Source organism: Sphingomonas sp. P4_D12 (genome assembly GCF_056401895.1).
Map to the genome: position 1 here is coordinate 289,250 of NZ_JBFUIL010000004.1, position 22,070 is coordinate 311,319.

Below are 22,070 nucleotides of genomic sequence, written 5' to 3' on the forward strand. Positions count from 1 at the left end.
CCCGTCTCAGCGGGGCTGGAGCAGCAGGTCGAGACCGCTCTCCCCGGTCCCGGTCTTCACCAGATGCGGATAGCGCAGCCCGTCATGATAGTCGATGCTCACGCTGCGCACTTCTTCGCCCGCCTTGACCAAAAGGACGATGGGCGCCTTGCCGCCCTTGGCCTCGGTCACCGCCGCCTTCAGGCGATCGTCCGAATAAGCCAGGCCGTTCACGCCGACGATCGTGTCGCCGACGGTCAGCCCGGAGTCGAAGGCGGGGCTGCCCCAGCGCACTGATCCCAGGCTGGCGTCGCTGCCGATTTGGAAGCCGAGCGAATAATAGAAGTCGGTGACCTTGCGCCCGCGCTCGGCCTGCTTGCCGATCGCGGGCTGCACGTCGGTATAGACGAGCTTGTAGCCGTTGCGGTCGAACCCCCCGAGCGGTGCCGGCTCGCCGACGCCGTAGAGCCGCTTGGTCAACAGGCCGCGCCAGTCATAGGGCTGGATCTTGTCGAGCGTCGCGACGACATCGTCGAACGTATAAGTGACCTCACCCCAATCGCCGTCATTGATGCCGAAGAAAGCCCGGGCGAAATCGTCGATCGACTTGCTGCCCTTCGATTGCTGGCGAAGGATCGAATCGACCTCCATCCAGATCAGCAGGCCTTCGTTATAATAATCCTCCGACCGCTGGTTGCTGGTCCAGCCCTTGGGCCGGCGGTTGGAGATGATCGGGTCGTTGGTCGTGTCGATCATCGGGCGCCAGTTGCGGCCCGGCGTATTGTCGAGATTGGCCATGATCGCGGCATAGCCGTCGAGCGTATCCTGTTTCGACACCAGTCCCGACCGCGCCTGAAGCACATAGCCCCAGAATTGCGTCTGCCCCTCATAGACCCAGAGCAGGCTGTTGCGCATCGGATAGAGATAATCGGGCGTCCACAGATCGGCACCGCGGCGGAACTTGCCGTCCCAGCTATGGGTATATTCGTGCGGCAGCAGGTTGCGCGCGCCGGCGTTGTTCTCCCACTCGCTGAAATAGCCCATCCGCGTGCCGTTCTCGGAACTGCGATGATGCTCGAGGCCGATCCCGCCAAGCTCGTTCGAGATCGACAGCAGGAATTCGTAATGGTCGTAATGCTGCGCGCCGAAGGTGCGGACGGCCTGTTCGACCAGGCGCTTGTGCGCGTCGATCATCGCCGGGGTCGCCGAATCGAGTTCCTTTTGGGTGTCGGCATAGACGTTGAGATTGACGCGTTCGCTGAGCGGCCACTTCTTGTAATAGCGCCCGGCCAGGATCGGGCTGTCGAGCAGGATCTCGTAATTGGTCGGCTCGTAGGTGTAGGTCGACCCCGCAACCTTGGCGTTGAGCGCTGACGACGCGGTCCAGCCTTCCGGATATTTGACCGTCATGCGGATCGGGATCTGCCGCACGAAATAGCCGGCGGGGTAGAAGCTTGTGCCGATCGGCTCGAGGCTGAGCAGGTTGCGCGTGACCATCATGCGGCCCTGGTCGCCCTTGGTCGAGGTGACGTATTTGAACGTAACCTCGATCGACTTGGCGCCCTTGGGAACGTCGAGATGGAACGCATAGACCTCGGCCGGATCGCGCTTCCACGCGACCGCCTTGCCGGCGGCGGTGATATGCAGGTCGACTACCTTGTCGATCTCGTTGCGCGGCGTGTGTCCCCCCGGCACCCATTTGGGATAAAGCAGCACCATCTCGCCGCTCCCCGAAACCGGGATATTCTCCTTGATGACGTAGATGCCGCGCGCCGTGTCGGTCGCATCCACCTCAAGCGTCAGTGTTCCCGGATACGGCTTGTCGACCGCGACCGGGATCGTGTTCTCCACCGGTGTCGGCTGCGGCTTCGAATTTTCGGCGAGTGCGACGGTGGCGACAGAGGAGGCGAGCAGGACAGCAAGAGCGGCGCGACGGAGCATTGAGCAGAACCCCTTTTTGATGTGCGGCCGTCCTAGGACGGCGATACACCCGCCGTCCAGTAGCTAACGCTACGGAAACAGTAGAATTAACCGCCGCCGATCGAATTGATCGTGAAGGCCAGCACGCCCAGGTTGAAGACGAACGCGGCCAGGCAATGGCCGGTGACGACGCGGCGGACGCGGCGGCTCTTGATGTCGACGTCGCTGGTCTGGAAGGTCATGCCCAGGGTGAAGCTGAAATAGACGAAATCCCAATAATCCGGGTCGTCGCAATTGGGGAATTCGATCCCACCGCTGTCTTCGTTATCCTCTGCCGGCAGATAATAGAGATGCGCGTAGTGGAGCGCGTAGATCATGTTCGAAAAGGTCCAGGCGAGCACCAGCGACACCAGCACCAGCACGATCGTGAAGGGCGTCGCCTTTTCAAGCTTTTCGGTGACTACCGAAACCATGATGACGATCGACGTCACGACAGTGAGCAGCAACAGGAAGGAGCGATTGGCGTCATTACGCTGCGCCGCCGCGCGCATCTGATCGGCCGTCCCGCGCGCGAACAGCGGCATGATCGAGATGAGGAAGATCGCCGCCGCGATATCGAACGCGATCATCGCGCCCCGTCCATAACCCTGGGCCGGGATTGTAAAGAACAGTCCCACAACGAAGATCGCGACGAATGCAATGAAGCGGGGAGGCGCGAGCCGATGACCGAGATGCATGTTCGCCATGACGAAACGCTAGCGTAGGCGGCGTTGCTCTACTAGAGAGCGCCGCCAACATGGCGCGTATCGAGACACCCCGGCCGATCAGAGGCACCCAGGACATTTTCGGCGACGAGCAGCGGCGCTTCGCGCGCGTGCTCGAGGCGTTCGATCATGTCCGCAAATTGTACGCGTTTCAGCGTGTCGACCTGCCGGTGTTCGAGGACACCCAGGTGTTCGCGCGCTCGATCGGCGAGACCACCGACGTCGTTTCCAAGGAAATGTACACGTTCGAGGATCGCGGCGGGGACTCACTGACCCTGCGCCCCGAATTCACCGCGGGGGTGTGTCGCGCCTATCTGACGCAGGGCTGGCAGCAATATGCGCCGCTCAAGCTGGTCACCTCGGGGCCGCTGTTCCGCTACGAACGCCCGCAAAAAGGGCGCTATCGCCAGTTCCACCAGATCGACACCGAAGTGATCGGCGCGGCCGAGCCGGCGGCGGATGTCGAACTGCTCGCCTTTGCTGACCAGCTGCTCCACGAACTCGGCATTGCCGATGGCGTGACCTTGCAACTCAATACATTGGGCGATGCCGAGACGCGCGATGCCTGGCGCGCGGCATTGGTCGCGCATTTCGAGCAGCATCGCGGCGAACTGTCCGAAGACAGCCTCGTCCGGCTCGACAAGAATCCGATGCGGATCCTCGACAGCAAGGATCCGCGCGATCGCCCGATTGCCGACGCCGCGCCGGACATCGACGCGCATCTGACGAGTGAGGCGGGAGCTTTCTTCGAGAAGGTTACCAAAGGGCTCGACGCGGCTGGCGTGGCGTGGACGCGCAACGGTCGGCTGGTGCGTGGGCTGGACTATTATCGCCACACCGCGTTCGAGTTCGTCACCGACCGGCTGGGCGCGCAGGGCACCGTGCTCGCGGGCGGGCGGTATGACGGCCTGATCGAGTCGCTGGGTGGGCCGGCGACGCCGGGCGTGGGTTGGGCGGCCGGTGTCGAGCGGTTGGCGATGCTCCTTGAAGAGCAAGAGTCGGAACGCGTTGCCGTTGCGATCATTCCCTTCGGTGAGGAAGCAGAAGCCATCGCCTTATCCGTGTTGGCGGACTTTCGCCGGGCGGGCGCGTCAGCCGATATGGCGTTCAAGGGCAATCTCAAACGGCGTCTGTCGAAGGCGAACGCGCAAGGGGCGTCCCTTGCGATATTGCTCGGCGACGAAGAGGTGGCCAACCGGACATTGACGGTGAAGGTGCTGGGTACGGGCAAGCAATTGAGCATTGCGGGCAGCGATGTTGATGCTCTTCTGCATGCGGCGTTCCTCTATTCCACGGGTGTGGCGGACGCTGATGTCGAAGGCGATTCGGTGCTGGAGGAAATGCTCGAGGAGTGGCGTGAGGGGTTGTGGACAGCCGAGACGGGCGCCGCATGACCTCCATCTCTCCCGAGCGGATCGCGCAGATCGAGGCGCGGCGCGACGAATTGTCGGCGTTGATGTCGACCGGCGATTTGTCGGGCGAGCGCTTCGTCCAGGTGTCGAAGGAATATGCCGAGATCGAGCCGGTGGCCAAGGCCGCGGGCGAAGTGCGCCGGTTGCGCGCCGAACTCTCGACCTTGAGCCATATGGCCGAGGACGATGCCGCCGATGGTGAGCTGAAGGCGATGGCGCGCGAGGAGATCGAGGAGATCCGCGTCGCGCTGCCCGAGGCCGAGCGCTCGCTGGCGTTGGCGCTGTTGCCGCGCGACGCCGCCGACGAACGCGCGGCGATGCTCGAAATCCGCGCCGGGACCGGGGGTGACGAGGCGTCGCTGTTCGCGGGCGACCTGTTCCGCATGTACCAGCGTTATGCCGAAGGGCAGGGCTGGCGAGTCGAACTGATCTCCGCCTCCACCTCCGAAGCCGGTGGCTTCAAGGAAGTCGTCGCCTCGGTCGAAGGCAAGGGCGTGTTCGCCAAATTGAAGTTCGAAAGCGGCGTGCACCGCGTGCAACGCGTGCCGGTGACCGAAAGTGGCGGGCGCATCCACACCTCTGCAGCGACCGTCGCGGTGCTGCCGGAAGCCGAGGATGTCGACGTCCAGATCGACGAGGCGCGCGATCTGCGGATCGACGTCTATCGCTCGTCGGGGCCGGGCGGACAGTCGGTCAACACGACCGACAGCGCGGTGCGCATCACGCACTTGCCGACCGGTTTGGTGGTGATCCAGCAAGACGAGAAATCACAGCACAAGAACAAGGCGAAAGCGCTCAAGGTGCTGCGGACGCGCTTGTACGAAGCGGAGCGCGAGCGGCTCGCCGCCGAGCGGTCGGGCACGCGCAAGGCGATGGTCGGCTCGGGCGACCGCTCGGAACGCATTCGGACGTATAATTTCCCGCAAGGGCGGGTGACCGATCACCGCATCAACCTGACCTTGCACCGCCTGCCGGAGATTCTCGAAGGCGATATGGAGGAGTTGATCGGTGCGCTGATCGCCGAGGACGAGGCCGAGCGGCTGGCGACGCTGGATGGCTAAGTCCCCCTCCCGCTTGCGGGAGGGGCTAGGGGAGGGCATGTTTCCTCCCCGCGGGGCATGACACGTCCTCCCCCAACCCCGCACCGGGTGAACGATGCCCCGCATCGTTCAGGCCATGCCGGGGGCATGGCCGACCCGGCGCGCGCACGCGGGAGGGGAGTTAGGGCAGCGCTTGCCACTGCGACACAGCGCCTCGCGGCCGTCTCCGACACCCCTCGTCTCGATGCCGAACTGCTGATGGCGCACGCGCTCGGCACGACGCGCGAGCAATTGCTGTTGCGGCACCTGGATGACCCCACGCCCGCCACCTTCGCCGCGCTGATCGACCGGCGCCTCACGCATGAGCCAATCGCCTATATCACCGGCACGCGCGATTTCTGGACGATCAGCCTAGCGGTCGGCCCCGGCGTGCTGATCCCGCGCCCCGACAGCGAGACGCTGATCGAGGCGGCGGTCGAACACCTGCCGGATGCCGAGGCGCCGCTGAGGATATTGGACCTCGGAACAGGGCCGGGGACGTTGCTGCTCGCCGCGCTGGCGCACTGGCCCGAAGCGCATGGCCTGGGGATCGACGCGTCGCCGGAGGCGCTCGCCTACGCCCGGCGCAATGCCGAGTTACTCAATCTGGCCGATCGCACCTCCTTCCGCCAAGGCAACTGGGCCGATGGCGTCGCGGGGGATTTCGACCTGATCCTCTGCAACCCGCCCTATGTCGCCGCCGACGAATCGCTTCCGGCCGAGGTGCGCGAGCACGAGCCCGGCGCGGCGTTGTTCGCCGGTCCCGACGGTCTGGACGACTATCGTGTCATCGCTATCCAGCTCCCGCGCCTGATCGCGCCGGGCGGCATGGCGGCGATCGAGATCGGCGCGACCCAGGCCGAAGCGGTTTCCGCCTTGCTGATCGCGCAGGGCCTGAAGGTCGCGGTTCGCCGCGATCTGGCCGGGCGCGACAGGTGCGTCATCGCCACACCTTGAAAATGACACACTCCGGATACATATTTCTTCTTGGACAAACGCCCCGCACCCGCTATTGAGCGCGAAGGGGCAGACGATCTCAATCGACAAGTCGTTGAAATCGCGGGCCTGCCCAATCCATCGTCATTAGGCCGCTCGTCCGGCGGCCATGACAGGCCTTTCGCGCCTCCACCCAAGTTTCGGGTTCGGCGCGGGTGGCGCGTGGGATTTGCATCCTCTTGGAGCAAGGCCGGGTTTGTTTTGAACACAAGGACCACAGGACTTTGAACATAAATCGTCAGGCCGGCCGCCGTCGCGGCCGTGGTGGCCAGCGCCAGGGTGGCGGCGGTAATCCCAACGGAAACAACGGGAACCGCATCGACAACCGCGCGCGGGGCAATGCGAACCAGCTCTTCGAGAAGTACAAGACGCTCGCCGCTGAGGCGCAGCGTCAAGGCGACCGCGTCAACACCGAATATTATCTGCAGTTCGCGGATCACTATTTCCGCGTGCTTGCCGAGAATCGCAACCGGTTCGAGGAGCAGAATCCGAATCAGGCTCAACAGCGCCGTGGCCGCGAGGACGCGTTCGATGATGAGGATGAGGGTTACGAGGACGATGGCGCCGAGGGCGAGAGCCAGGAGCCACGCCGCGAGATCCAGGCCGAACCGCGCCGGGAGAGCCGCAACCAGGATCGCGACGATCGTGGCAATCGCGACGATCGTGGCAATCGTCAGGATCGCGGCAACCGCTACAACGGCAATGCCAATGTCAATGCTGGCGCCAACGGCAACGTGAACGGCTATGCCGAGAACGACACCGACGAGGTGAACAGTGTCGAGGTGGCTGAGGTCGCTGCACCGGTCGAGGAACGCGCCGAGCGTCCGTCGCGCCGGGGCCTGCGTCCGCGCCGCGAACCGCGCGTGGTCGAGGCGAGCGAGGGTGAGACCTTCGACGCGTCGCTGCTCCCGCCGTCGCTCGGCATTTCGGCCGGCACCGAAGGCGAGGAAGAGCCCGCTCCCAAGCCACGCCGCCGCCGCACGCCGCGTGCGACCGAACCGGCTGCCGACGCCGCCGAGTAATAGCCGTCAACCCGATGCTGGCCTCGTGCCGTATCCCGATTGCCTGAGATCCCAGCGTTCGCTGGGATGACAGAATGAAACGCCCGGTCGGACCCGTTCCGCCCGGGCGTTTTGTTTTGTGCCCTAGCCCAGCGTTGAACGGCTTCCGCAAATGACGGCTTGCGGCCCAATATCGGCCACTCGCGCCAGCCTTCGAGAAAGGCCTCTTTGTACACTTTTCTGCCGTTAGGCTTGCCCGTCTCGTGTGACCGGGATAGCTTGCGGAACAGGCTTGGCCCGCGCCTCCTCCCTCCAATTGGGGAAGTATCGCACATACGGGGCGACGAGAGTCATCGGACCATCTGTTCGAGCGTTCGCATAAGGAGGGATTGCGTTTCTGGCTCGGAATGGAGGTTTGCGATGCGCCTATCCGTACCGATCTATCAGCTAAAGCGCCGGGCCAAATTATTGGCGCGAGCCGAAAAAGTCCCCTTGCATGAAGCGCAGGATCGGATTGCCCGCAAGGAAGGCTTTCGCGCCTGGAGCGCGCTGTCCGCATGCATGACGGCGAACTCGCCAGCGTCCGCATTGCTGCCGAAGCTAGCCGACGGTGATATGCTTTTGCTTGGCGCTCGTCCGGGACAGGGCAAAACTCTGCTGGGCATACAGCTTTTGCTTGATGCTGCCCGCGACGGGAGGCGGGCTGTCCTCTTCACGCTGGAATATGCCGCTGAGGAGGCGATGCAGCTCGTCCTATCCGTAAATAATGGAGAGGTCAGGCACGCACCGGAAATCGTGACGTCGGGCGACATAAGCGCAAATCTTATCGTACAATATCTGTCCGGTTCGCCAACAGGAACCGTAGCTCTCATCGACTATCTTCAAATTTTGGATCAGCAAAGAAGCAAGCCACCGCTTTCGGAACAGATGCGCGTGTTGAGCGGATTTGCCAGGAAAAGCGGGGTCATCCTTGGCTTCATTTCGCAGATCGACCGTTCGTTCGATCCTAAGCGCGATCCTTTGCCTAGTCTTGACGACGTTCGCCTCCCTAACCCGATACCGGCAGGCATATTCTCGAAGGCCTGTTTCCTGCACGCTGGCGAAACTCGGTTTCAGCATGTCGTCTAGTGTTTCGAAGCGGCATCTTGAGCCACGCTCGGACGATAGCTCATCTCTCGATCGCTCCGGAATGGACACGACATTGCAGCTTCCACGATCTTTCAGCTTCCGTTCACCGGCCAATACGCTAGCTTTGTCTCAAACAAGACAAGGGGATGGTGATGCGCGGATTGGCGGTTTCGGTCTTGTTGCTGGTGCCGGGCGTCGCGTTGGCGCAGACGGCGCCCCAGCCCTCGGCGCAGGGTGATGTCTCGGTCACGATCTACAATAACGACCTGGCGCTGATTCAGGATACAAGGCGGTTGACCTTGGCGAACGGCGTCAACCGACAGGAATTTCCCGACGTCTCCGACCGCATCCGGCCGGAGACGGTGCGTCTGTCGGTCGACGGCGCGTCGATCGTCGAACAGAATTTCGACTATGACTTGTTGTCGCCGAGCGCGCTGATCCAGAAGGCGGTCGGCCAGACCATCACGCTGGTCCGCACCAACCCGGCGACGGGCGCCGAGACCCGTGAGCGGGCCAAGGTGCTGGCGACCAATGGCGGCGTCGTGCTCCAGATCGGCAACAATATCGAGGTGCTGCGCGACGACGGGCTGCCGGTGCGCGTGGTCTACGATTCGCTGCCGGCCAATTTGCGCGCGCGGCCGACCTTGTCGATCTCGCTCGACGCTTCGGGCGGTGGTACGCGCCCGGCGACGCTCAGCTATCTGACCACCGGACTCGGCTGGAATGCCGATTATGTCGCGCTGTTCGACGAAGCGAAGAGCACGATCGATGTCCAGGGTTGGGTGACGCTGAGGAACGACAACAATGTCGCCTTCACCAATGCCGATACAATGCTGGTCGCGGGCGCGCCGGGGCAGGGCGGCGGCAATGCCGGCATGGCGCCGGGCACGCTCCCGGGTACCGAGCGTTCGGGACGCGCCCGGCTGGGGGATTTCTATCTCTACCCGGTCGGCCACCGCATCACGATCGCGCCCAATCAGCAGAAGCAGGTCAGCTTCCTGTCGGTCGGCGGCGTGCCGGCGAAGAAGCTCTATCAATATCGCAACGCCTGGTACGGCTCGTCGAGCGATCCCGTGAGCGCCGCCACGGTGTTGAGCTTTTCGAGTTCTAGAGATGGCGGACTCGGCGATGCGCTGCCTGCGGGGACGGTCCGCGTCTATATCCGCGACGCCAAGGGCCAGCCGCAATTCATCGGCGAGAATCGCATCGATCACACGCCGATGGGGTCGACCCTGGCGATCCGCACGGGCGAGGCGTTCGACGTCAAGATCAAGCCGGCGGTCGAGAAGCGCGAAAAGATCAACAGCGGGGAATGGGAGCGAACCGAGAAATTCCGCATCTCGGTCGACGGCGGCAAGCCGACCGTCGTCGAGCGCGAGGACGAAGTCACCTATTGGCGCACGACGATGAGCTATACGGTCACCAATGCGCGGCCCGAACCGGTCACGGTCGACCTGGTCCAGGCCGGGCTCGACCGCACTTACTGGCACGACACGCGCGTTTCGAGCGAATCGATCAAGGGCGAGCAACGGTCGCTCGACGAGCGGCTGTGGCATGTGACGGTGCCGGCCAACGGATCGACCGTGCTGACCGTCGCGTTCGACACCCGGTACTGACGGCGGGATCCGCGCGATGCGCGCCGCCTTGCTGTTGCTGTTCGTGCTGGCCGGCGCCGTGCCGGCGCGCGCGCAGACCGTCATCACCTCTGCCGGCCCCGACAAGGTATCGGTGACGCTCTATCGCGACCCCAATCGCGGGGCGCAAAGCGCCATCAACCGGTCCTATCCGCAGGGCTTCGCGCTGGTCACCGAAACGCGCACGGTGACCATCCCCGCCGGGCCGGCGGTGATCCGGTTCGAAGGTGTCGCCGGCAACATCCTGCCTGAAAGTGCTTTGGTGTCGGGACTGCCCGACGGGGTCGAGGAGAAGAATCTCGACGCCAATCTATTGTCGCCGCGCTCGCTGTTCGATCGCGCGCTAGGCCGTCGCGTTCTCGTTCGCCGCACCAACCCTGCGACGGGCAAGGCGCAGTTGCTGCAGGCGACCTTGCGATCGTCGGCCGATGGGGCGGCGGTGCTCCAGTTCGGCGGTGCTTATGGCGATTTGAGATGTTCCGGCCTGCCCGAGACGATCGTCTATGACGGTGTGCCCGATGGCCTGTCGGCCAAGCCGACATTGTCGGTGAAGACGACCGCGAAAGCCGAACGCCAGGTAACGCTGACCTTGTCCTATCTGTCGGGCGGGTTCGATTGGCAGGCGGACTATGTCATCGCGATGCGCAAGGACGGACAAAGCGCCGATCTGTTCGCATGGATCACGCTGGCATCGACCGACGTCACCAGCTTCGTCGATGCCGATACCCAGGTCGTCGCGGGCAAGATCAATCGCACCGCCAACAGCAATTACGGTCCGCGCAATTTCGTCTCGTCGAGCTATCTGCCGCTGCAATGCTGGCCGCTGCCGGAATATGATCTGTCCAATGAGGAGCGCTATTCCGCCGACGCTGTGCGGGAAGCGCCCGCACCGCCGCCGCCGCCCCCACCGCCCGAACCGATGGAACTCGTGGTCTCCGCAAGCCGGGCCGGTTTTATGGCCGACGCGAAAGTGGCGACGGTCGAGGCGCTCGGCGACCTCAAACTCTATCGCTTCCCGACCCGCGTCACCGTCGCCTCGCAGTCGCAGAAGCAGGTCGGCCTGATGAACAAGCCCGGCGTCAAACTCGCGCCGGTCTATGTCAGCGATATTATGCGCGAGAACGTGCAGACCGGCTTGCTGCTGCGCGGCAAGAACACCACCGCCAACGGGCTCGGTGCCGCGATGCCGGCGGGCAAGGCCGCGGTCCTCAGCGACGTCGACGGACAGATGCTGCTGGTCGGCGAATCGGCGATCGACGACAAAGCCGTGGACGAACTGGTCGAATTCCGCATGGGCCAGCCGCAGAGCGTATCGGCGCGAGTGGTGGGCACACGCCGCCGTCCCGATGACCGCACCACCGCCTACGCGCTGACCGTCACCAACGATCAGCCCTGGCCGGTGACGTACGAGGCCAAGATCCACCTCTATGATTACGAGAAGATCGCGCGATCGAGCAGCCGTTTGGGAAGGAAGGACGGCGCGTCCTTCTGGACGAGTGTGATTCCGGCGAACGGCACGGCGACCCTAACCTATTCGGTGCGCGACGATCGCAAGCGGTAAGTCGCTCAGCCCCGTTCGAGCGTCGGCGGGCACTTAGCGCGACTTGGGGGCTGATCGTTTGAGCTTGCCGAAATGCCCGCTAAGGCGGCGGCGATGCAACGGCTCGCCATCTACGACATGGACAAGACGATCACCCGATCGCCGACCTGGATGCCGTTCCTCCGCGCCTGGGCCAGGCGGCGGCCGTGGCGGTTCGCGGCGCTAGCCGCCAGCGTTGCGCCGGCCGCGCTCTATCTCGGCAAGCGCATCGACCGCGCGCGGTTGAAGGAAATGACGCAGCGGCTGGTGATCGGACGGCGGCCGGCGATTGACCAGGTCGATCAGGCCGCGGCGCGTTTCGCAAACCGAATTGTCGGCGGCGCGGTGTGGGACGATGCGCGCGCACGGATCGCGGCCGATCGTGCGGCGGGCTATCGCGTGGTGATGGCGACCGCCTCCTATGATTTCTACGTCCGTCCGATCGCCGCCGCCTTGGGCATCACCGACGTCATCGCGACGCCGTCGACGCTCGAACACGGCCGTCTCCTGCCGCGCATCGCGGGCGAGAATTGCTATGGCGATGCCAAACTTCGCATGATCGAAGCGTGGATGGCACGCGAGGGGATCGCGCGCGCCGACGCTCATGTCCGCTTCTATTCGGATCACGTGTCCGACGCGCCGACACTCGACTGGGCGGACGAGGCCTTCGCGGTCAATCCGCACACCCCGTTATTTGCGCTGGCTACGGAGAAGGGCTGGACAGTCCTACGCTGGCGGTAGGGTTCAGGCCATTGTGGTTGGTTTTCCCCTCCCTGAAAGGGAGGGGGTTAAGGGGTGGGTTTAGCATCGAGCGAGGCTCGAAGCCTCGTTCGATGCTTTTTTGACGATCGGCCGACGAGTCTGTTGGGCGCGCAGACGCGCGCACCCACCCCCAACCCCTCCCTTGGCAGGGAGGGAGCCGAAATCCTAAAGCAATACATCCACCGCATGGATCACGAGCCCGACCAGCCCGCCGACCAGGGTACCGTTGATACGGATATATTGCAGGTCGCGACCGACCGCATTCTCCAGCCGCCGCGTGATCGTCTGCGCGTCCCAGCCGCGCACCGTTTCCGACACCAATCGCACGATCGCGTCGCCATAATCGGCCGCAGCGCCGACCGCGGCGCGGCGTGCGAAGCGGTTGATCGTGTTGGCGAGCTCGGGATCCTCCTGCAACGTCACGCCGAGCTGGTGGAGCGCCTCACCGAACCGCCCGGCCATCATCGCATCGGGATCGCGCGCGATCTTCAGCATCGCGCCGCGCATCTGTTCCCAAATGCCCTGCCACCAGTCCGACAGCGCGGGATTGTCGAGCATCTCCGCCTTGAACCCCTCGACCCGCTCGCGCATCACGGGGTCGAATTGCAGATCGTGCGCGAGCTGCGCCAGACCTTCCTCAGCCTTGGCGCGCAGCGGGTGGTCGGGCTGCGACGCCATGTCCTGGATCATGCCGTCGAGCCCGGCGATGATCTTGTTAGCCAGCGTCTCGTCGAGCCCGGTCCAGCGCATCAGCGATCCGGCGCGCTCATGCACCATCGCGCGGATCACCGGTTCGTTAGCGGAGAGCACCTTGGCCGCCCATTTGATGATGCCGTCGAGCAGGGGCACGTGGCGGTTATCGGCAATCGCGGCGTTCAGCGCGTTGCCCAGCAATGGCGAGATTTCGAGCGAGCGCAGGCGCTGCGCCAGCGTCGTCCGCACCATCCCGCCGAGCCGTTCCTGGTCGAGCGATTCGAGCATGTCGGCGGCCAAGCGCGACGCGCCGCGCCTGAGCCGGCCTTCGCTCGCGCCCTTGGGGCTGGCCAGCCAGCGGCCGGCGGCGCCGGCGACGTCGACGCCCTGCATGCGCCGGGCGACGACGCGTGGGATCAGGAAATTATCGCGCAGGAATTGCGCGAGCGTGTCGCCGATCCGGTCCTTGTTCCTCGGTACGATCGCGGTGTGCGGGATGGGCAGGCCGAGCGGGTGACGGAACAAGGCAGTCACCGCGAACCAGTCGGCCAGTCCGCCGACCATTGCCGCTTCGGCAAAGGCGCGGACGAATCCCCAAAGGGGGTGACGATCGCCCAGCGCGCGCGCGACCAGGTAGAGCGCCGCCATCGCCACCAACAGAGCCGTGGCGACCAGCCGCATCCGCCTGAGGGCAGGAGGCGCGGTAGTCGGGCCGGGAACGGACAGTCGCGCCAACTTCATGCCCGAAACAATCCCCCAAAGCCGGGATTGTTCAAGCCCTCCTTATGCAACCGGTCGTCATTCGGCCGGTTGCGGCCCCTGTTCGCCATGGTCATAGCCAATCGGCTTGGGTGCATCCGGATGGTCGAGTATCGGCCGGCTATCGTCGCCGGGACGATAGGTCAGCAGCACGCGGCGCAGCCACGGCCCGGCCCATTCCTCGATCCCGATCGCCAGGCTGAAGCTGGCCGGCACGATCAGCAATGTCAGCACGGTCGACAGGATCAACCCGCCGATCACGACGATGCCCATCGGCGCGCGCCAGGACGCATCGCCCGACAGCGATACTGCGGTCGGCACCATGCCCGCCACCATCGCGACCGTGGTCATGACGATCGGCTGCGCGCGCTTGTGACCGGCATCCTCGATCGCGGCCAGGCTGGGCACGCCTTTGCTCATCTCTTCCAACGCGAAGTCGATCAGCAGGATCGAGTTCTTGGCGACGATCCCGATCAGCATCAGCAAGCCGATATAGACCGGCATCGAGATCGGCTGACCGGCGATCCACAAGGCGATCAACCCGCCCAGCGGCGCCAGCAGCAGCGAGCCCATGTTGACGAACGGCGGCAGGACGCGGCGATAGAGCAGCACCAACACCGCGAACACCAGGAACACGCCGGCCACCACCGCGACCAGGAAGTTGTAGATCATCTCTGCCTGCCATTTGGCCTGACCGAGCGTCAGTTGCTGCACGCCATTGGGCAAATGCTGCATGATCGGCAGCGCGTTGATTTCCTTCCACGCCTGGCTCGACACCAACGGCTTGCCGGTCTTGGGATTGAGGCCCAAATCAGCGCCGATCGTCAGCTGGCGCTGCAACTGGACACGTTGAATCTTCGATGGGCTGGCGCCGAAGCTGATATCGGCAACGGTCGACAGCGGTACAGATCCGCCATTGATTGTCGATACCGGAATGTTCTGGATCGTCGCCATCCGCGAGCGCGCCGATTGTTCGAGCGCGACGGTGATCGGCACCTGGCGATCGCTGAGCGAAAATTTTGCCTTGTTCTGGTCGATATCGCCCAAGGTGGCGAGGCGCACCGCGCTCGACAGCGCCTGCGTCGTCACGCCCAGATTGGCAGCGAGATCGAATCGCGGGCTGACCACCAGTTCGGGCTGTTGCAGATCGCCCTGGATACGCGGCGCCGTGACCGATTTAAGCTTCGACAGCTGCTGCACGATCGTCTGCGCGGTCGAGGTCAGCAATTTCGGGTCGTCGCCCCCCAGCACGATGGTGATGTCGCGCCCGCTCGATCCCCAACCCTGCTGTGAGCGGAACGAGACGCGCGCGTCGGGGATCGCGGCCAGGGTCGGCGCCAGTTGGCGCTCGAACTGGACGCTCTTTAGATCCTTGTCCTTCTTGAAGATCGCGGTCACACGGCCGTTGCCGACGAACGCGCGTGAATAGACGTCCTCGACCTGCGGCTGCTTCTTGAGCAGGGCCGCGACCTTGTCGACCACCGCTTGAGTCTGGGCCAGGGTCGTACCGGGCACCATTTCGATGCTCGCCGTCGATGCGTCCTGATCCTGATCGGGCTGGAACGATTGCGGCAGGATGGCGAAGAAGACCACCGTCAACGCCAAGGCTACCGCGCCCGCCACGATCGACGACCAGCGATGGCGCAGCGTCCAGCGCAACGCCGCCATATACCAGTTCATCATCCGGCCTTCGCCATGCGAGGCATGGCCCTTGGCCTTGAGGAAATAGGCCGCGATCATCGGCGTCAGCAGACGCGCGACGGCCAGCGACATCAGCACCGAGGCGACGACGGTCAGGCCGAAATTCTTGAAGAACTGGCCCGACACGCCCGGCATCAGGCCGACCGGCAGGAACACCGCGACGATCGACATGGTCGTCGCGAGCACCGCCAGGCCGATCTCGTCGGCGGCGTCGATCGCCGCCTGATAGGCGGTCTTGCCCATGCGCATGTGCCGAACAATGTTCTCGATCTCGACGATCGCGTCGTCGACCAGCACGCCGGCGACCAGGCTCAACGCGAGCAAGGTCATCTGATTGAGCGTGAAGCCGAGTTGTTGCATCACGAAGAAGGTGGGGATCGCCGATAGCGGGATGGCCAGCGCCGAGATCGCGGTCGCGCGCCAGTCGCGCAGGAACAGGAACACGACGAGGACGGCCAGGCCCGCGCCTTCGTACATCGCTTCCATCGCCGAGTGATATTGCATCTCGGCATATTGGACGTTGTTGAAGATCAGCTTGAACTTGACCTTGGGATTCTTCTTCTCGAGGTCGGCGAGCTTCTTCTCGGCGCCATGGAACACGGTGACGTCCGACGCGCCCTTGGCGCGCTGGAAGTCGAACGAGATGACCTGCGCGCCGTTGAGCTGCGACGCCGACCTTTGTTCGGCGAACTGATCGACCACGGTGGCGATATCGGTCAGGCGCACCATGCGACCGCCACCGGCCGAAATCTGCGTCTGGCCGAGCGCATAGGCGTCCTTGGCATTGCCGAGCACGCGCACGGTCTGTTCGGAGCCCGCAATCTCGGCGCGGCCGCCCGCGGCGTTCATATTGACCTGGCGCAGCTGGGCGTTGACCTGGCTGGCGGTCAGACCAAGCGATTGCAGCTTGTCGGGGTCGAGCTTGACGCGGATCTCACGGCTGACGCCGCCATTGCGTTCGACCGTCGCCATGCCCGACACCGACTGCAATTCCTTGGTGACGGTATTGTCGATGTACCAGCTCAGCTGCTCGATCGTCATGTCGGTCGAGATCGCGGCATAATTGGCGAGATCATTGCCGGTGGTGTTGGCGCGTTCGACCTGCGGCTCGAGGATACCGTCGGGCAGGTTGCCGCGAATCTGTTGCAGCGCGCTGCGCACGTCCTCGACCGCGCGATCGATCGGCGTGCCGATATCGAGCTGGACGACGGTGACCGAACTGCCCTCGGTCACGTTCGAGTTGATCTCGTCGATTCCCGACAGACTGCGGACCGCGGCCTCGACCTTCTGCGTGACCTGATTCTCGAGTTCGGTCGGCGCGGCGCCCGGTTGGCTGACCGAAACGATCACGACCGGAAAATCGATATCCGGATCGTTGTTGACCTGCATCGTCGCGAAGCTGACCAGGCCGGCCACCGTCAGCATGAAGAACAGGACGAGGCTGGGGACCGGGTTGCGGATCGACCAGGCGGATATGTTGCGGAAGCTCATGCGAACGCCCTCTTCAAAGCTTGCGCAGCTGTGGCTTGACCTTCTGGCCGGGGCTCAGGAACGCCCCTGCCGACAACACCACGCGCTCGTTACCGACCAGGCCCTGAACGATCGCGACGCCGCGATCGGTCACTTCGCCGGTCTTGATCGCGCGGCGCTCGACCTTGTCATCCTTGTCCAGGATATAAACGAAATTGCCGGTCGCGTCGGTCTGGATCGCCGAGTTCGGCAGGATCGGCGACGTGTTCGCGCCGCCATAGATCGTCGCCGCGGCGAAGCCGCCCGGGCGCAACGTGGCGTCGAACGGGATCGCGATGCGGACGATGCCGCGGCGGGACTGCGGATCGATGACCGGGGGCAGCTGCCACACCTGGCCGGCGAACGACTGGCTGCCGCCGACCGGCGTCACTTGGGCGCGTGAGCCGACCGAGATGCCCTTGATGTCGCCCTCGGCCACTTCGGCCCTGAGCTCCATCTCGCCGCCCTTGGCCATGCGGAACAGCGTACCCGAGCCCGAGCTAACGATCTGGCCGGGCTCGACCATGCGCGCCAGCACCAGGCCGGCGGCGGGCGCCCGGATATCGAGCCGCCCGTTGCGCGCCTGCGTCTCGGCGAGCTGCGCCTGCGCGACCTTCACCCTGGCATTGGCTGCCGCGAGCGTCGCTCCCTTGCGTTCGAGATCGGCCTTGGAGATGAAACCGCGGTCGACCAGCGCCTTGGCGCGGTTATATTCGCTCAGCGCGATATCGGCGTCCGACTTGGCCACCGCGATCGACGCGGCAAGGCTGCTGGCGGTCTGCACCTGGACCGAGCGGTCGACAGTCGCGAGGGTCTGGCCGGCGGCAACCCATTGGCCCGGCTGCACCAGCACCGCGGTCACCCGGCCGCCTTCGCCGGCGACGCCGACAGGCATATCGACCCGCGCGGCGAGCGACCCCGTCGCCGACACCATGCGGTCGACCGAATTGCTCCCCGGCGACCCCACCGACACGGTCGGCATCTGGTCCTCGGGCGCGCCGCTGGCGGTCGTGCCGCCGGTCCCTGCCGCGGGCTTGGCGGCCGGACGCATCATGAAGAAGGCAGCGATCAGCACGACGATGATTGCGCCGATCCCGCCCAGGACCAGCCAGCGACGCCGCGGCGTCGCGGTTTCGTCGGTGAGCGCGTACATGCCACTCGACTCGTAATTCATGTCAGCCACGTTCCCCATGTGCCCTGTCATTGAGGCACCATCAGGGCCTCCGTTGGAACTGTATTATAGAAATAAAGCACCGACCTCAAGAGGCTCGGTGCGCTACTCCAATAATGTCCTTTTCGGCCGCGAATCGCAATCGGTAACGCCATTTCGTGTCGGAAACGGTTGCATTTGCCGGCGCTTTGGGCGGACGATGCGGAACCGCCGATTAAAAAGGCGGTAAGGAGGGAAGTTCGATGCCCGAAAGATCGATTCTAGGATGGCTGCTGATCGGCCTTGTCGCCGGCGTGTTGGGCAAGTTCGTCATGCCGGGCAAGGATCCCGGCGGGTTCATCGTCACGATCCTGATCGGTATCGCCGGCGCATTGCTGGCCGGCTTTGTCGCGCAGACGATGAACTGGACCTTGGTCGGCGGCTGGCAGAATTACGCGGCGGCAACCGCCGGCGCGATCGTGCTGCTCGCTTTGTACCGGGTGGTGGTCAGTCGTCGCGTATAGAGCGTGATGGCGTGTTCGCGTAAGGCCGCGACCTCGTTCAGGTTGGTGTAGTCCGCCCTGTGGCACGGGCGCCGAGGACGGAATGATCCGTCATGTCTGGAGGACATATGCGTTTGCTTGCCACTGCCGCCGTCATCACCCTGTCATCGATCGCGGTCGCTCCCGCGTTCGCTCAGACGATGCCCGTCGCGCCGACGGTGATCCCGGACGGGACCCTGCTCGACGTCACCGCAACCGGCAAGACCACGCGCGTTCCCGATCTGGCGACGATCCGCGCCGGTGTCGTCACCCAGGCACCCACCGCCGCGGCGGCATTGTCCGACAACGCCAATCGCATGAGCGCGGTCCTGTCGGCGCTGAAGCGCGCAGGCATCCAGCCGCGCGACATCGCGACCGCCAATGTCTCGCTGCAGCCGCAATATCGCTACGAGGACAACAAACCGCCGGTCATCACCGGCTATCAGGCGACCAACAATGTCTCGATTCGCTTCCGCGACATCGCCAAATCGGGTGCGATTCTCGACGCGCTGGTGGCGCAGGGCGCCAACCAGATCGACGGGCCCAATCTCTCGCTCGACCAGCCCGATGCCGCGCTCGACGAAGCGCGAGTCGATGCGGTCAAGCGTGCCCAGGCGCGCGCGCAGCTTTATGCCAAGGCGGCCGGCCTATCGGTGTCGCGCATCCTGACGATTGCCGAAGGCGGAGAAATCGCCGGACCGCCGCCGCCGATGCCGGTCTATCGCATGGCCGCCGCCAAGGCGGCCGACACCCAGGTGATGCCGGGCGAGAGCGACGTGACGGTGACGATCACGGTGCGCTTCCTGCTCAAATGACGAGAAAGGGGCCGCTCCCAAGATGGGAACGGCCCCTCCGTTTGTTCGCGTTGTTTGCAGCTTCGCTGAGCCGACCGGCACCGTAACCGAAACAGACTCTAGCGAAACCGCCCGCGGTTGATCAGGGCGAGGACTGCCAGCAAGATGATCGCGCCGGCTACCGAATAGATGAACGTCCTGATCGTGATCGCCTGGTTGATATCGGCGCCGAACAGCCAACCGGCGATGACCGCGCCAATGATCCCAACGACGATATTGACGATGATCCCCGATCCGCCGCCGCGCACGACCAGGCTGGCCAGCCAGCCAGCAAGCCCGCCGACGACCAGCCAGATGATGATGTTCTCAAGCATGTGCCGATCTCCCGCCGGTTACCGCGCGCGACCGCGATTGATAAGGTTGAGGACGAGCAGCAGGGCCACCGCGCCGACGAATGCGGCGACCAGCGCGCCGATCGACGGCGGCCAACTGGCGATCGATCCGCTGCCGGGGAAGAGCGGGCCCAGCAGATAATTGCCGATGAACGACCCGACGATGCCGACGACGATATTGAGAATGAGGCCCTGCTGGGCGTCGGTGCGCATGACGATGCTCGCCAGCCAGCCGATCACGCCTCCGATAACGATCAGAAGAATCCAGTACATCGCAACCCTCCTATTCGACGCGATCCGATGCGATCGGTCTTGGGGTTACGACTCTTCAGAAGGAATATATGTTCCGCCCCCGTTTTGAAACGGGGGCGGCGCGTCAGTATTTCTGCTGGCGCTCGTACAGGCTCTTGTAATGCTGGATACGCGTCACGCGCAGCCCGGGCATGCCCGAACGATCGATCGCGCGCTGCCAGCCGGCGAATTCCTCGACGGTCAGATTGTACCGGTCGCACACTTCATCGACGCTCAGCAGGCCGCCATTGACCGCCGCCACGACCTCGGCCTTGCGGCGCACGACCCAGCGCGTCGTGTCCGCCGGAGGCAGCGTCTCGAGAGTCAGCGGTTCCCCGAGGGGGCCGATCACCTTGGCAGGGCGTATTTTCTGGTTCTCAATCATTCACTACCTCGATTGGGGCGGGGGGCCCCCACTCACTTTGGCTAAAAACGACCATTAGCGGCCGGACTTGAACATCCATTGAAGCGTCTAGGTAAACACGCCCTTCATGCTTGGCCCCAATCCGCGATCCGCGCCGCGACTTGCGCGTCGAATGCGCCGGAGGGTGGGAAGAAGGCCGAGGATTCAATCACTCGCGGAAATTGGCGAGTCTGAATGAGCGCGGTCGGGCTTGCTGCCTGGCGTGCCGAGATGCCGACCATGAGCACGGCCAGGTCGGGTGGCAACACCGCGACCGACGCATCGTGATCGAATCTCAGATAACTCAGGTCCACGCTTTTACTCACCCGCGTTCAACAGAATCGAGGGTCTACCCATTTTGCCCTAAAGGTCGGTAAAGACGGTGTTCGCGGGAGCTTAACCTCGCACGGCTGCGGCTTGCCTAGGCAAAGCGGGCCGGCATCCCTATTGAGCGCCACACAGCAATGACCGAAGTCGACTTCCAACTAGGCCCCGATCTGTCGGGCAAGCGCATCGTCGTCGCCATGTCGGGCGGAGTCGATTCGTCGGTCGTGGCCGCGCTCGCCGCGCGCACGGGCGCGGAGACGATCGGCATCACGCTCCAGCTTTACGATCATGGCGAAGCGGTCGGGCGCGCGGGCAGCTGTTGCGCCGGGCGCGACATCCGCGATGCGCGCGCCGTCTGCGATCGGCTCGGCATCGCGCATTATGTCCATGATCATGAAAGCGCGTTTCGTGATGCGGTAATCGATCAGTTCGCCGATGAATATGTCGCCGGGCGCACGCCGATTCCCTGCGTCCGCTGCAATATGGGTCCCAAATTCACCGACCTGTTCCGACTCGCGCGCGATCTCGGTGCCGATTGCCTGGCGACCGGCCATTATGTCCGGCGCGTCGTCGGTCCCAAGGGTGCCGAACTCCATCGCGCCGCCGATCCGGCCCGTGACCAGAGCTATTTTCTGTTCGCGACGACGCGCGATCAGCTCGATTTCCTGCGCTTTCCCTTGGGCGGACTACCCAAGCCGCGCGTCCGCGAGCTTGCCGCCGAACTGGGTCTGGGCGTCGCCGCCAAGCCCGACAGCCAGGATATCTGCTTCGTCCCCGACGGCGATTATGCGAGCCTGGTCAAGAAGTTGCGGCCCGAAGCGGAAGCCGGCGGCGACATCGTCGACCTGGCAGGCCGCAAGCTCGGCGAGCATAAGGGGCTGATCCATTTCACCATCGGCCAGCGCCGCGGGCTCGAAATCGGCGGCAGCCCCGAGCCGCTCTATGTCGTTCGTTTAGATCCCGCGACTCGCCGCGTGATCGTCGGCCCGCGCGCCGCGCTCGGCGTCGCCTCGGCGCGGCTGTCGGACATCAACTGGCTGGGCGGCGATTATAGCGGGCCGATCACTGCCAAGGTGCGCAGCCTCGCCAAGCCGGTCCCCGCGCGGCTCGCCGGCGACCGGGTCTTGTTCGACGATCCGGAATATGGCGTCGCGCCGGGTCAGGCGGCGGTGCTCTATGCCGGCGATCGCGTGCTCGGCGGCGGCTGGATCGAGGAAACGCAAGCGGTGGAAACAGCGCTGGCGGCGTGATTGCC

Annotated in this window: 20 protein-coding genes; 11 read left to right on the forward strand and 9 right to left on the reverse strand. The window is 64.4% G+C overall.

Annotated features, from left to right (window positions below):
* Positions 1-6 precede the first annotated feature (6 nt).
* On the reverse strand, positions 7-1,920 hold the full coding sequence (locus AC1DSD_RS09670; protein WP_478029818.1) for a M61 family metallopeptidase: 1,914 nt from the start codon (positions 1,918-1,920) through the stop codon (positions 7-9).
* An 86-nt stretch (positions 1,921-2,006) separates the two neighbouring features.
* A complete protein-coding gene (locus AC1DSD_RS09675; protein WP_478029819.1) occupies positions 2,007-2,645 on the reverse strand; it encodes a DUF1345 domain-containing protein in 639 nt (212 codons plus the stop codon).
* Between the two features lie 50 nt (positions 2,646-2,695).
* Between AC1DSD_RS09675 and hisS the strand changes: the two genes are divergently transcribed.
* The 8 genes from hisS (at position 2,696) to AC1DSD_RS09715 (ending at position 12,233) form a co-directional block, all read left to right on the forward strand.
* The gene (gene hisS, locus AC1DSD_RS09680; RefSeq protein WP_478029820.1) at positions 2,696-4,057 is read left to right on the forward strand and encodes a histidine--tRNA ligase; all 1,362 of its coding nucleotides are present in this window, start codon (positions 2,696-2,698) and stop codon (positions 4,055-4,057) included.
* Positions 4,054-5,136: a peptide chain release factor 1 gene (gene prfA, locus AC1DSD_RS09685; protein ID WP_478029821.1), complete on the forward strand. Its 1,083-nt coding sequence runs from the start codon at positions 4,054-4,056 to the stop codon at positions 5,134-5,136. The genes hisS and prfA overlap by 4 nt, the downstream gene beginning before the upstream one ends.
* A gap of 126 nt (positions 5,137-5,262) precedes the next feature.
* Complete coding sequence (gene prmC, locus AC1DSD_RS09690) at positions 5,263-6,111, forward strand: peptide chain release factor N(5)-glutamine methyltransferase (protein ID WP_478029822.1); 849 nt, start codon at positions 5,263-5,265, stop codon at positions 6,109-6,111.
* Between the two features lie 263 nt (positions 6,112-6,374).
* Positions 6,375-7,172, forward strand: a complete 798-nt coding sequence (locus AC1DSD_RS09695) for a DUF4167 domain-containing protein (RefSeq protein WP_478029823.1) — start codon at positions 6,375-6,377, stop codon at positions 7,170-7,172.
* Between the two features lie 399 nt (positions 7,173-7,571).
* Entirely contained in the window at positions 7,572-8,279 is a 708-nt protein-coding gene (locus AC1DSD_RS09700) for a DNA helicase (protein WP_478029824.1), read from the forward strand.
* 146 nt (positions 8,280-8,425) lie between these two features.
* On the forward strand, positions 8,426-9,895 hold the full coding sequence (locus AC1DSD_RS09705) for a DUF4139 domain-containing protein (RefSeq protein ID WP_478029825.1): 1,470 nt from the start codon (positions 8,426-8,428) through the stop codon (positions 9,893-9,895).
* Between the two features lie 16 nt (positions 9,896-9,911).
* Positions 9,912-11,474 carry a DUF4139 domain-containing protein gene (locus AC1DSD_RS09710; protein WP_478029826.1) on the forward strand — a complete coding sequence of 521 codons (1,563 nt, stop codon included), beginning with the start codon at positions 9,912-9,914 and terminating at the stop codon, positions 11,472-11,474.
* 93 nt (positions 11,475-11,567) lie between these two features.
* A complete protein-coding gene (locus AC1DSD_RS09715; protein ID WP_478029827.1) occupies positions 11,568-12,233 on the forward strand; it encodes an HAD family hydrolase in 666 nt (221 codons plus the stop codon).
* A gap of 186 nt (positions 12,234-12,419) precedes the next feature.
* On the opposite strand, the gene AC1DSD_RS09720 is transcribed toward AC1DSD_RS09715, so the two are convergent.
* The 3 genes from AC1DSD_RS09720 to AC1DSD_RS09730 are packed head-to-tail and all read right to left on the reverse strand — an operon-like array spanning position 12,420 to position 18,090.
* Positions 12,420-13,688: a DUF445 domain-containing protein gene (locus AC1DSD_RS09720; protein ID WP_478029828.1), complete on the reverse strand. Its 1,269-nt coding sequence runs from the start codon at positions 13,686-13,688 to the stop codon at positions 12,420-12,422.
* 57 nt (positions 13,689-13,745) lie between these two features.
* Positions 13,746-16,898: an efflux RND transporter permease subunit gene (locus AC1DSD_RS09725; RefSeq protein ID WP_478029829.1), complete on the reverse strand. Its 3,153-nt coding sequence runs from the start codon at positions 16,896-16,898 to the stop codon at positions 13,746-13,748.
* Between the two features lie 13 nt (positions 16,899-16,911).
* The gene (locus tag AC1DSD_RS09730) at positions 16,912-18,090 is read right to left on the reverse strand and encodes an efflux RND transporter periplasmic adaptor subunit (RefSeq protein WP_478029895.1); all 1,179 of its coding nucleotides are present in this window, start codon (positions 18,088-18,090) and stop codon (positions 16,912-16,914) included.
* Between the two features lie 239 nt (positions 18,091-18,329).
* On the opposite strand from AC1DSD_RS09730, the gene AC1DSD_RS09735 reads away from it, so the two are divergent.
* Both AC1DSD_RS09735 and AC1DSD_RS09740 read left to right on the forward strand, forming a co-directional pair.
* Positions 18,330-18,590, forward strand: coding sequence for a GlsB/YeaQ/YmgE family stress response membrane protein (locus AC1DSD_RS09735; protein WP_478029830.1), 261 nt, complete (start codon positions 18,330-18,332; stop codon positions 18,588-18,590).
* Positions 18,591-18,697: 107 nt separating this feature from the next.
* Positions 18,698-19,423, forward strand: a complete 726-nt coding sequence (locus tag AC1DSD_RS09740; protein WP_478029831.1) for an SIMPL domain-containing protein — start codon at positions 18,698-18,700, stop codon at positions 19,421-19,423.
* Positions 19,424-19,521: 98 nt separating this feature from the next.
* Here the strand turns inward: AC1DSD_RS09740 and AC1DSD_RS09745 are convergent, their stop codons facing one another.
* The 4 genes from AC1DSD_RS09745 to AC1DSD_RS09760 all read right to left on the reverse strand — a co-directional run bounded on the left by AC1DSD_RS09745 (position 19,522) and on the right by AC1DSD_RS09760 (position 20,802).
* Positions 19,522-19,776, reverse strand: coding sequence for a GlsB/YeaQ/YmgE family stress response membrane protein (locus tag AC1DSD_RS09745; RefSeq protein WP_066811332.1), 255 nt, complete (start codon positions 19,774-19,776; stop codon positions 19,522-19,524).
* An 18-nt stretch (positions 19,777-19,794) separates the two neighbouring features.
* A complete protein-coding gene (locus AC1DSD_RS09750; RefSeq protein WP_478029832.1) occupies positions 19,795-20,067 on the reverse strand; it encodes a GlsB/YeaQ/YmgE family stress response membrane protein in 273 nt (90 codons plus the stop codon).
* Between the two features lie 103 nt (positions 20,068-20,170).
* A complete protein-coding gene (gene sciP, locus AC1DSD_RS09755; protein WP_066588249.1) occupies positions 20,171-20,470 on the reverse strand; it encodes a CtrA inhibitor SciP in 300 nt (99 codons plus the stop codon).
* A gap of 104 nt (positions 20,471-20,574) precedes the next feature.
* Positions 20,575-20,802: a hypothetical protein gene (locus AC1DSD_RS09760; RefSeq protein WP_478029833.1), complete on the reverse strand. Its 228-nt coding sequence runs from the start codon at positions 20,800-20,802 to the stop codon at positions 20,575-20,577.
* A 150-nt stretch (positions 20,803-20,952) separates the two neighbouring features.
* Here AC1DSD_RS09760 and mnmA point away from each other — a divergent pair, with 150 nt between their 5' ends.
* Positions 20,953-22,065 (forward strand): tRNA 2-thiouridine(34) synthase MnmA, encoded by a 1,113-nt coding sequence (gene mnmA, locus AC1DSD_RS09765; RefSeq protein ID WP_478029834.1) that lies wholly within the window; start codon positions 20,953-20,955, stop codon positions 22,063-22,065.
* The last annotated feature ends 5 nt before the right edge of the window (positions 22,066-22,070 follow it).

Coding starts and splice junctions, on each gene's coding strand:
- AC1DSD_RS09705 (WP_478029825.1), top strand. CDS start 8,426: ATGGTGATGCGCGGATTGGCGGTTTCGGTCTTGTTGCTGGTGCCGGGC.
- AC1DSD_RS09700 (WP_478029824.1), top strand. CDS start 7,572: ATGCGCCTATCCGTACCGATCTATCAGCTAAAGCGCCGGGCCAAATTA.
- AC1DSD_RS09735 (WP_478029830.1), top strand. CDS start 18,330: ATGCCCGAAAGATCGATTCTAGGATGGCTGCTGATCGGCCTTGTCGCC.
- AC1DSD_RS09715 (WP_478029827.1), top strand. CDS start 11,568: ATGCAACGGCTCGCCATCTACGACATGGACAAGACGATCACCCGATCG.
- AC1DSD_RS09720 (WP_478029828.1), bottom strand. CDS start 13,688: ATGAAGTTGGCGCGACTGTCCGTTCCCGGCCCGACTACCGCGCCTCCT.
- AC1DSD_RS09675 (WP_478029819.1), bottom strand. CDS start 2,645: ATGGCGAACATGCATCTCGGTCATCGGCTCGCGCCTCCCCGCTTCATT.
- prfA (WP_478029821.1), top strand. CDS start 4,054: ATGACCTCCATCTCTCCCGAGCGGATCGCGCAGATCGAGGCGCGGCGC.
- AC1DSD_RS09725 (WP_478029829.1), bottom strand. CDS start 16,898: ATGAGCTTCCGCAACATATCCGCCTGGTCGATCCGCAACCCGGTCCCC.
- AC1DSD_RS09710 (WP_478029826.1), top strand. CDS start 9,912: ATGCGCGCCGCCTTGCTGTTGCTGTTCGTGCTGGCCGGCGCCGTGCCG.
- mnmA (WP_478029834.1), top strand. CDS start 20,953: ATGACCGAAGTCGACTTCCAACTAGGCCCCGATCTGTCGGGCAAGCGC.
- AC1DSD_RS09745 (WP_066811332.1), bottom strand. CDS start 19,776: ATGCTTGAGAACATCATCATCTGGCTGGTCGTCGGCGGGCTTGCTGGC.
- prmC (WP_478029822.1), top strand. CDS start 5,263: ATGGCCGACCCGGCGCGCGCACGCGGGAGGGGAGTTAGGGCAGCGCTT.
- sciP (WP_066588249.1), bottom strand. CDS start 20,470: ATGATTGAGAACCAGAAAATACGCCCTGCCAAGGTGATCGGCCCCCTC.
- AC1DSD_RS09750 (WP_478029832.1), bottom strand. CDS start 20,067: ATGTACTGGATTCTTCTGATCGTTATCGGAGGCGTGATCGGCTGGCTG.
- AC1DSD_RS09730 (WP_478029895.1), bottom strand. CDS start 18,090: ATGAATTACGAGTCGAGTGGCATGTACGCGCTCACCGACGAAACCGCG.
- AC1DSD_RS09670 (WP_478029818.1), bottom strand. CDS start 1,920: ATGCTCCGTCGCGCCGCTCTTGCTGTCCTGCTCGCCTCCTCTGTCGCC.
- hisS (WP_478029820.1), top strand. CDS start 2,696: ATGGCGCGTATCGAGACACCCCGGCCGATCAGAGGCACCCAGGACATT.
- AC1DSD_RS09740 (WP_478029831.1), top strand. CDS start 18,698: ATGCGTTTGCTTGCCACTGCCGCCGTCATCACCCTGTCATCGATCGCG.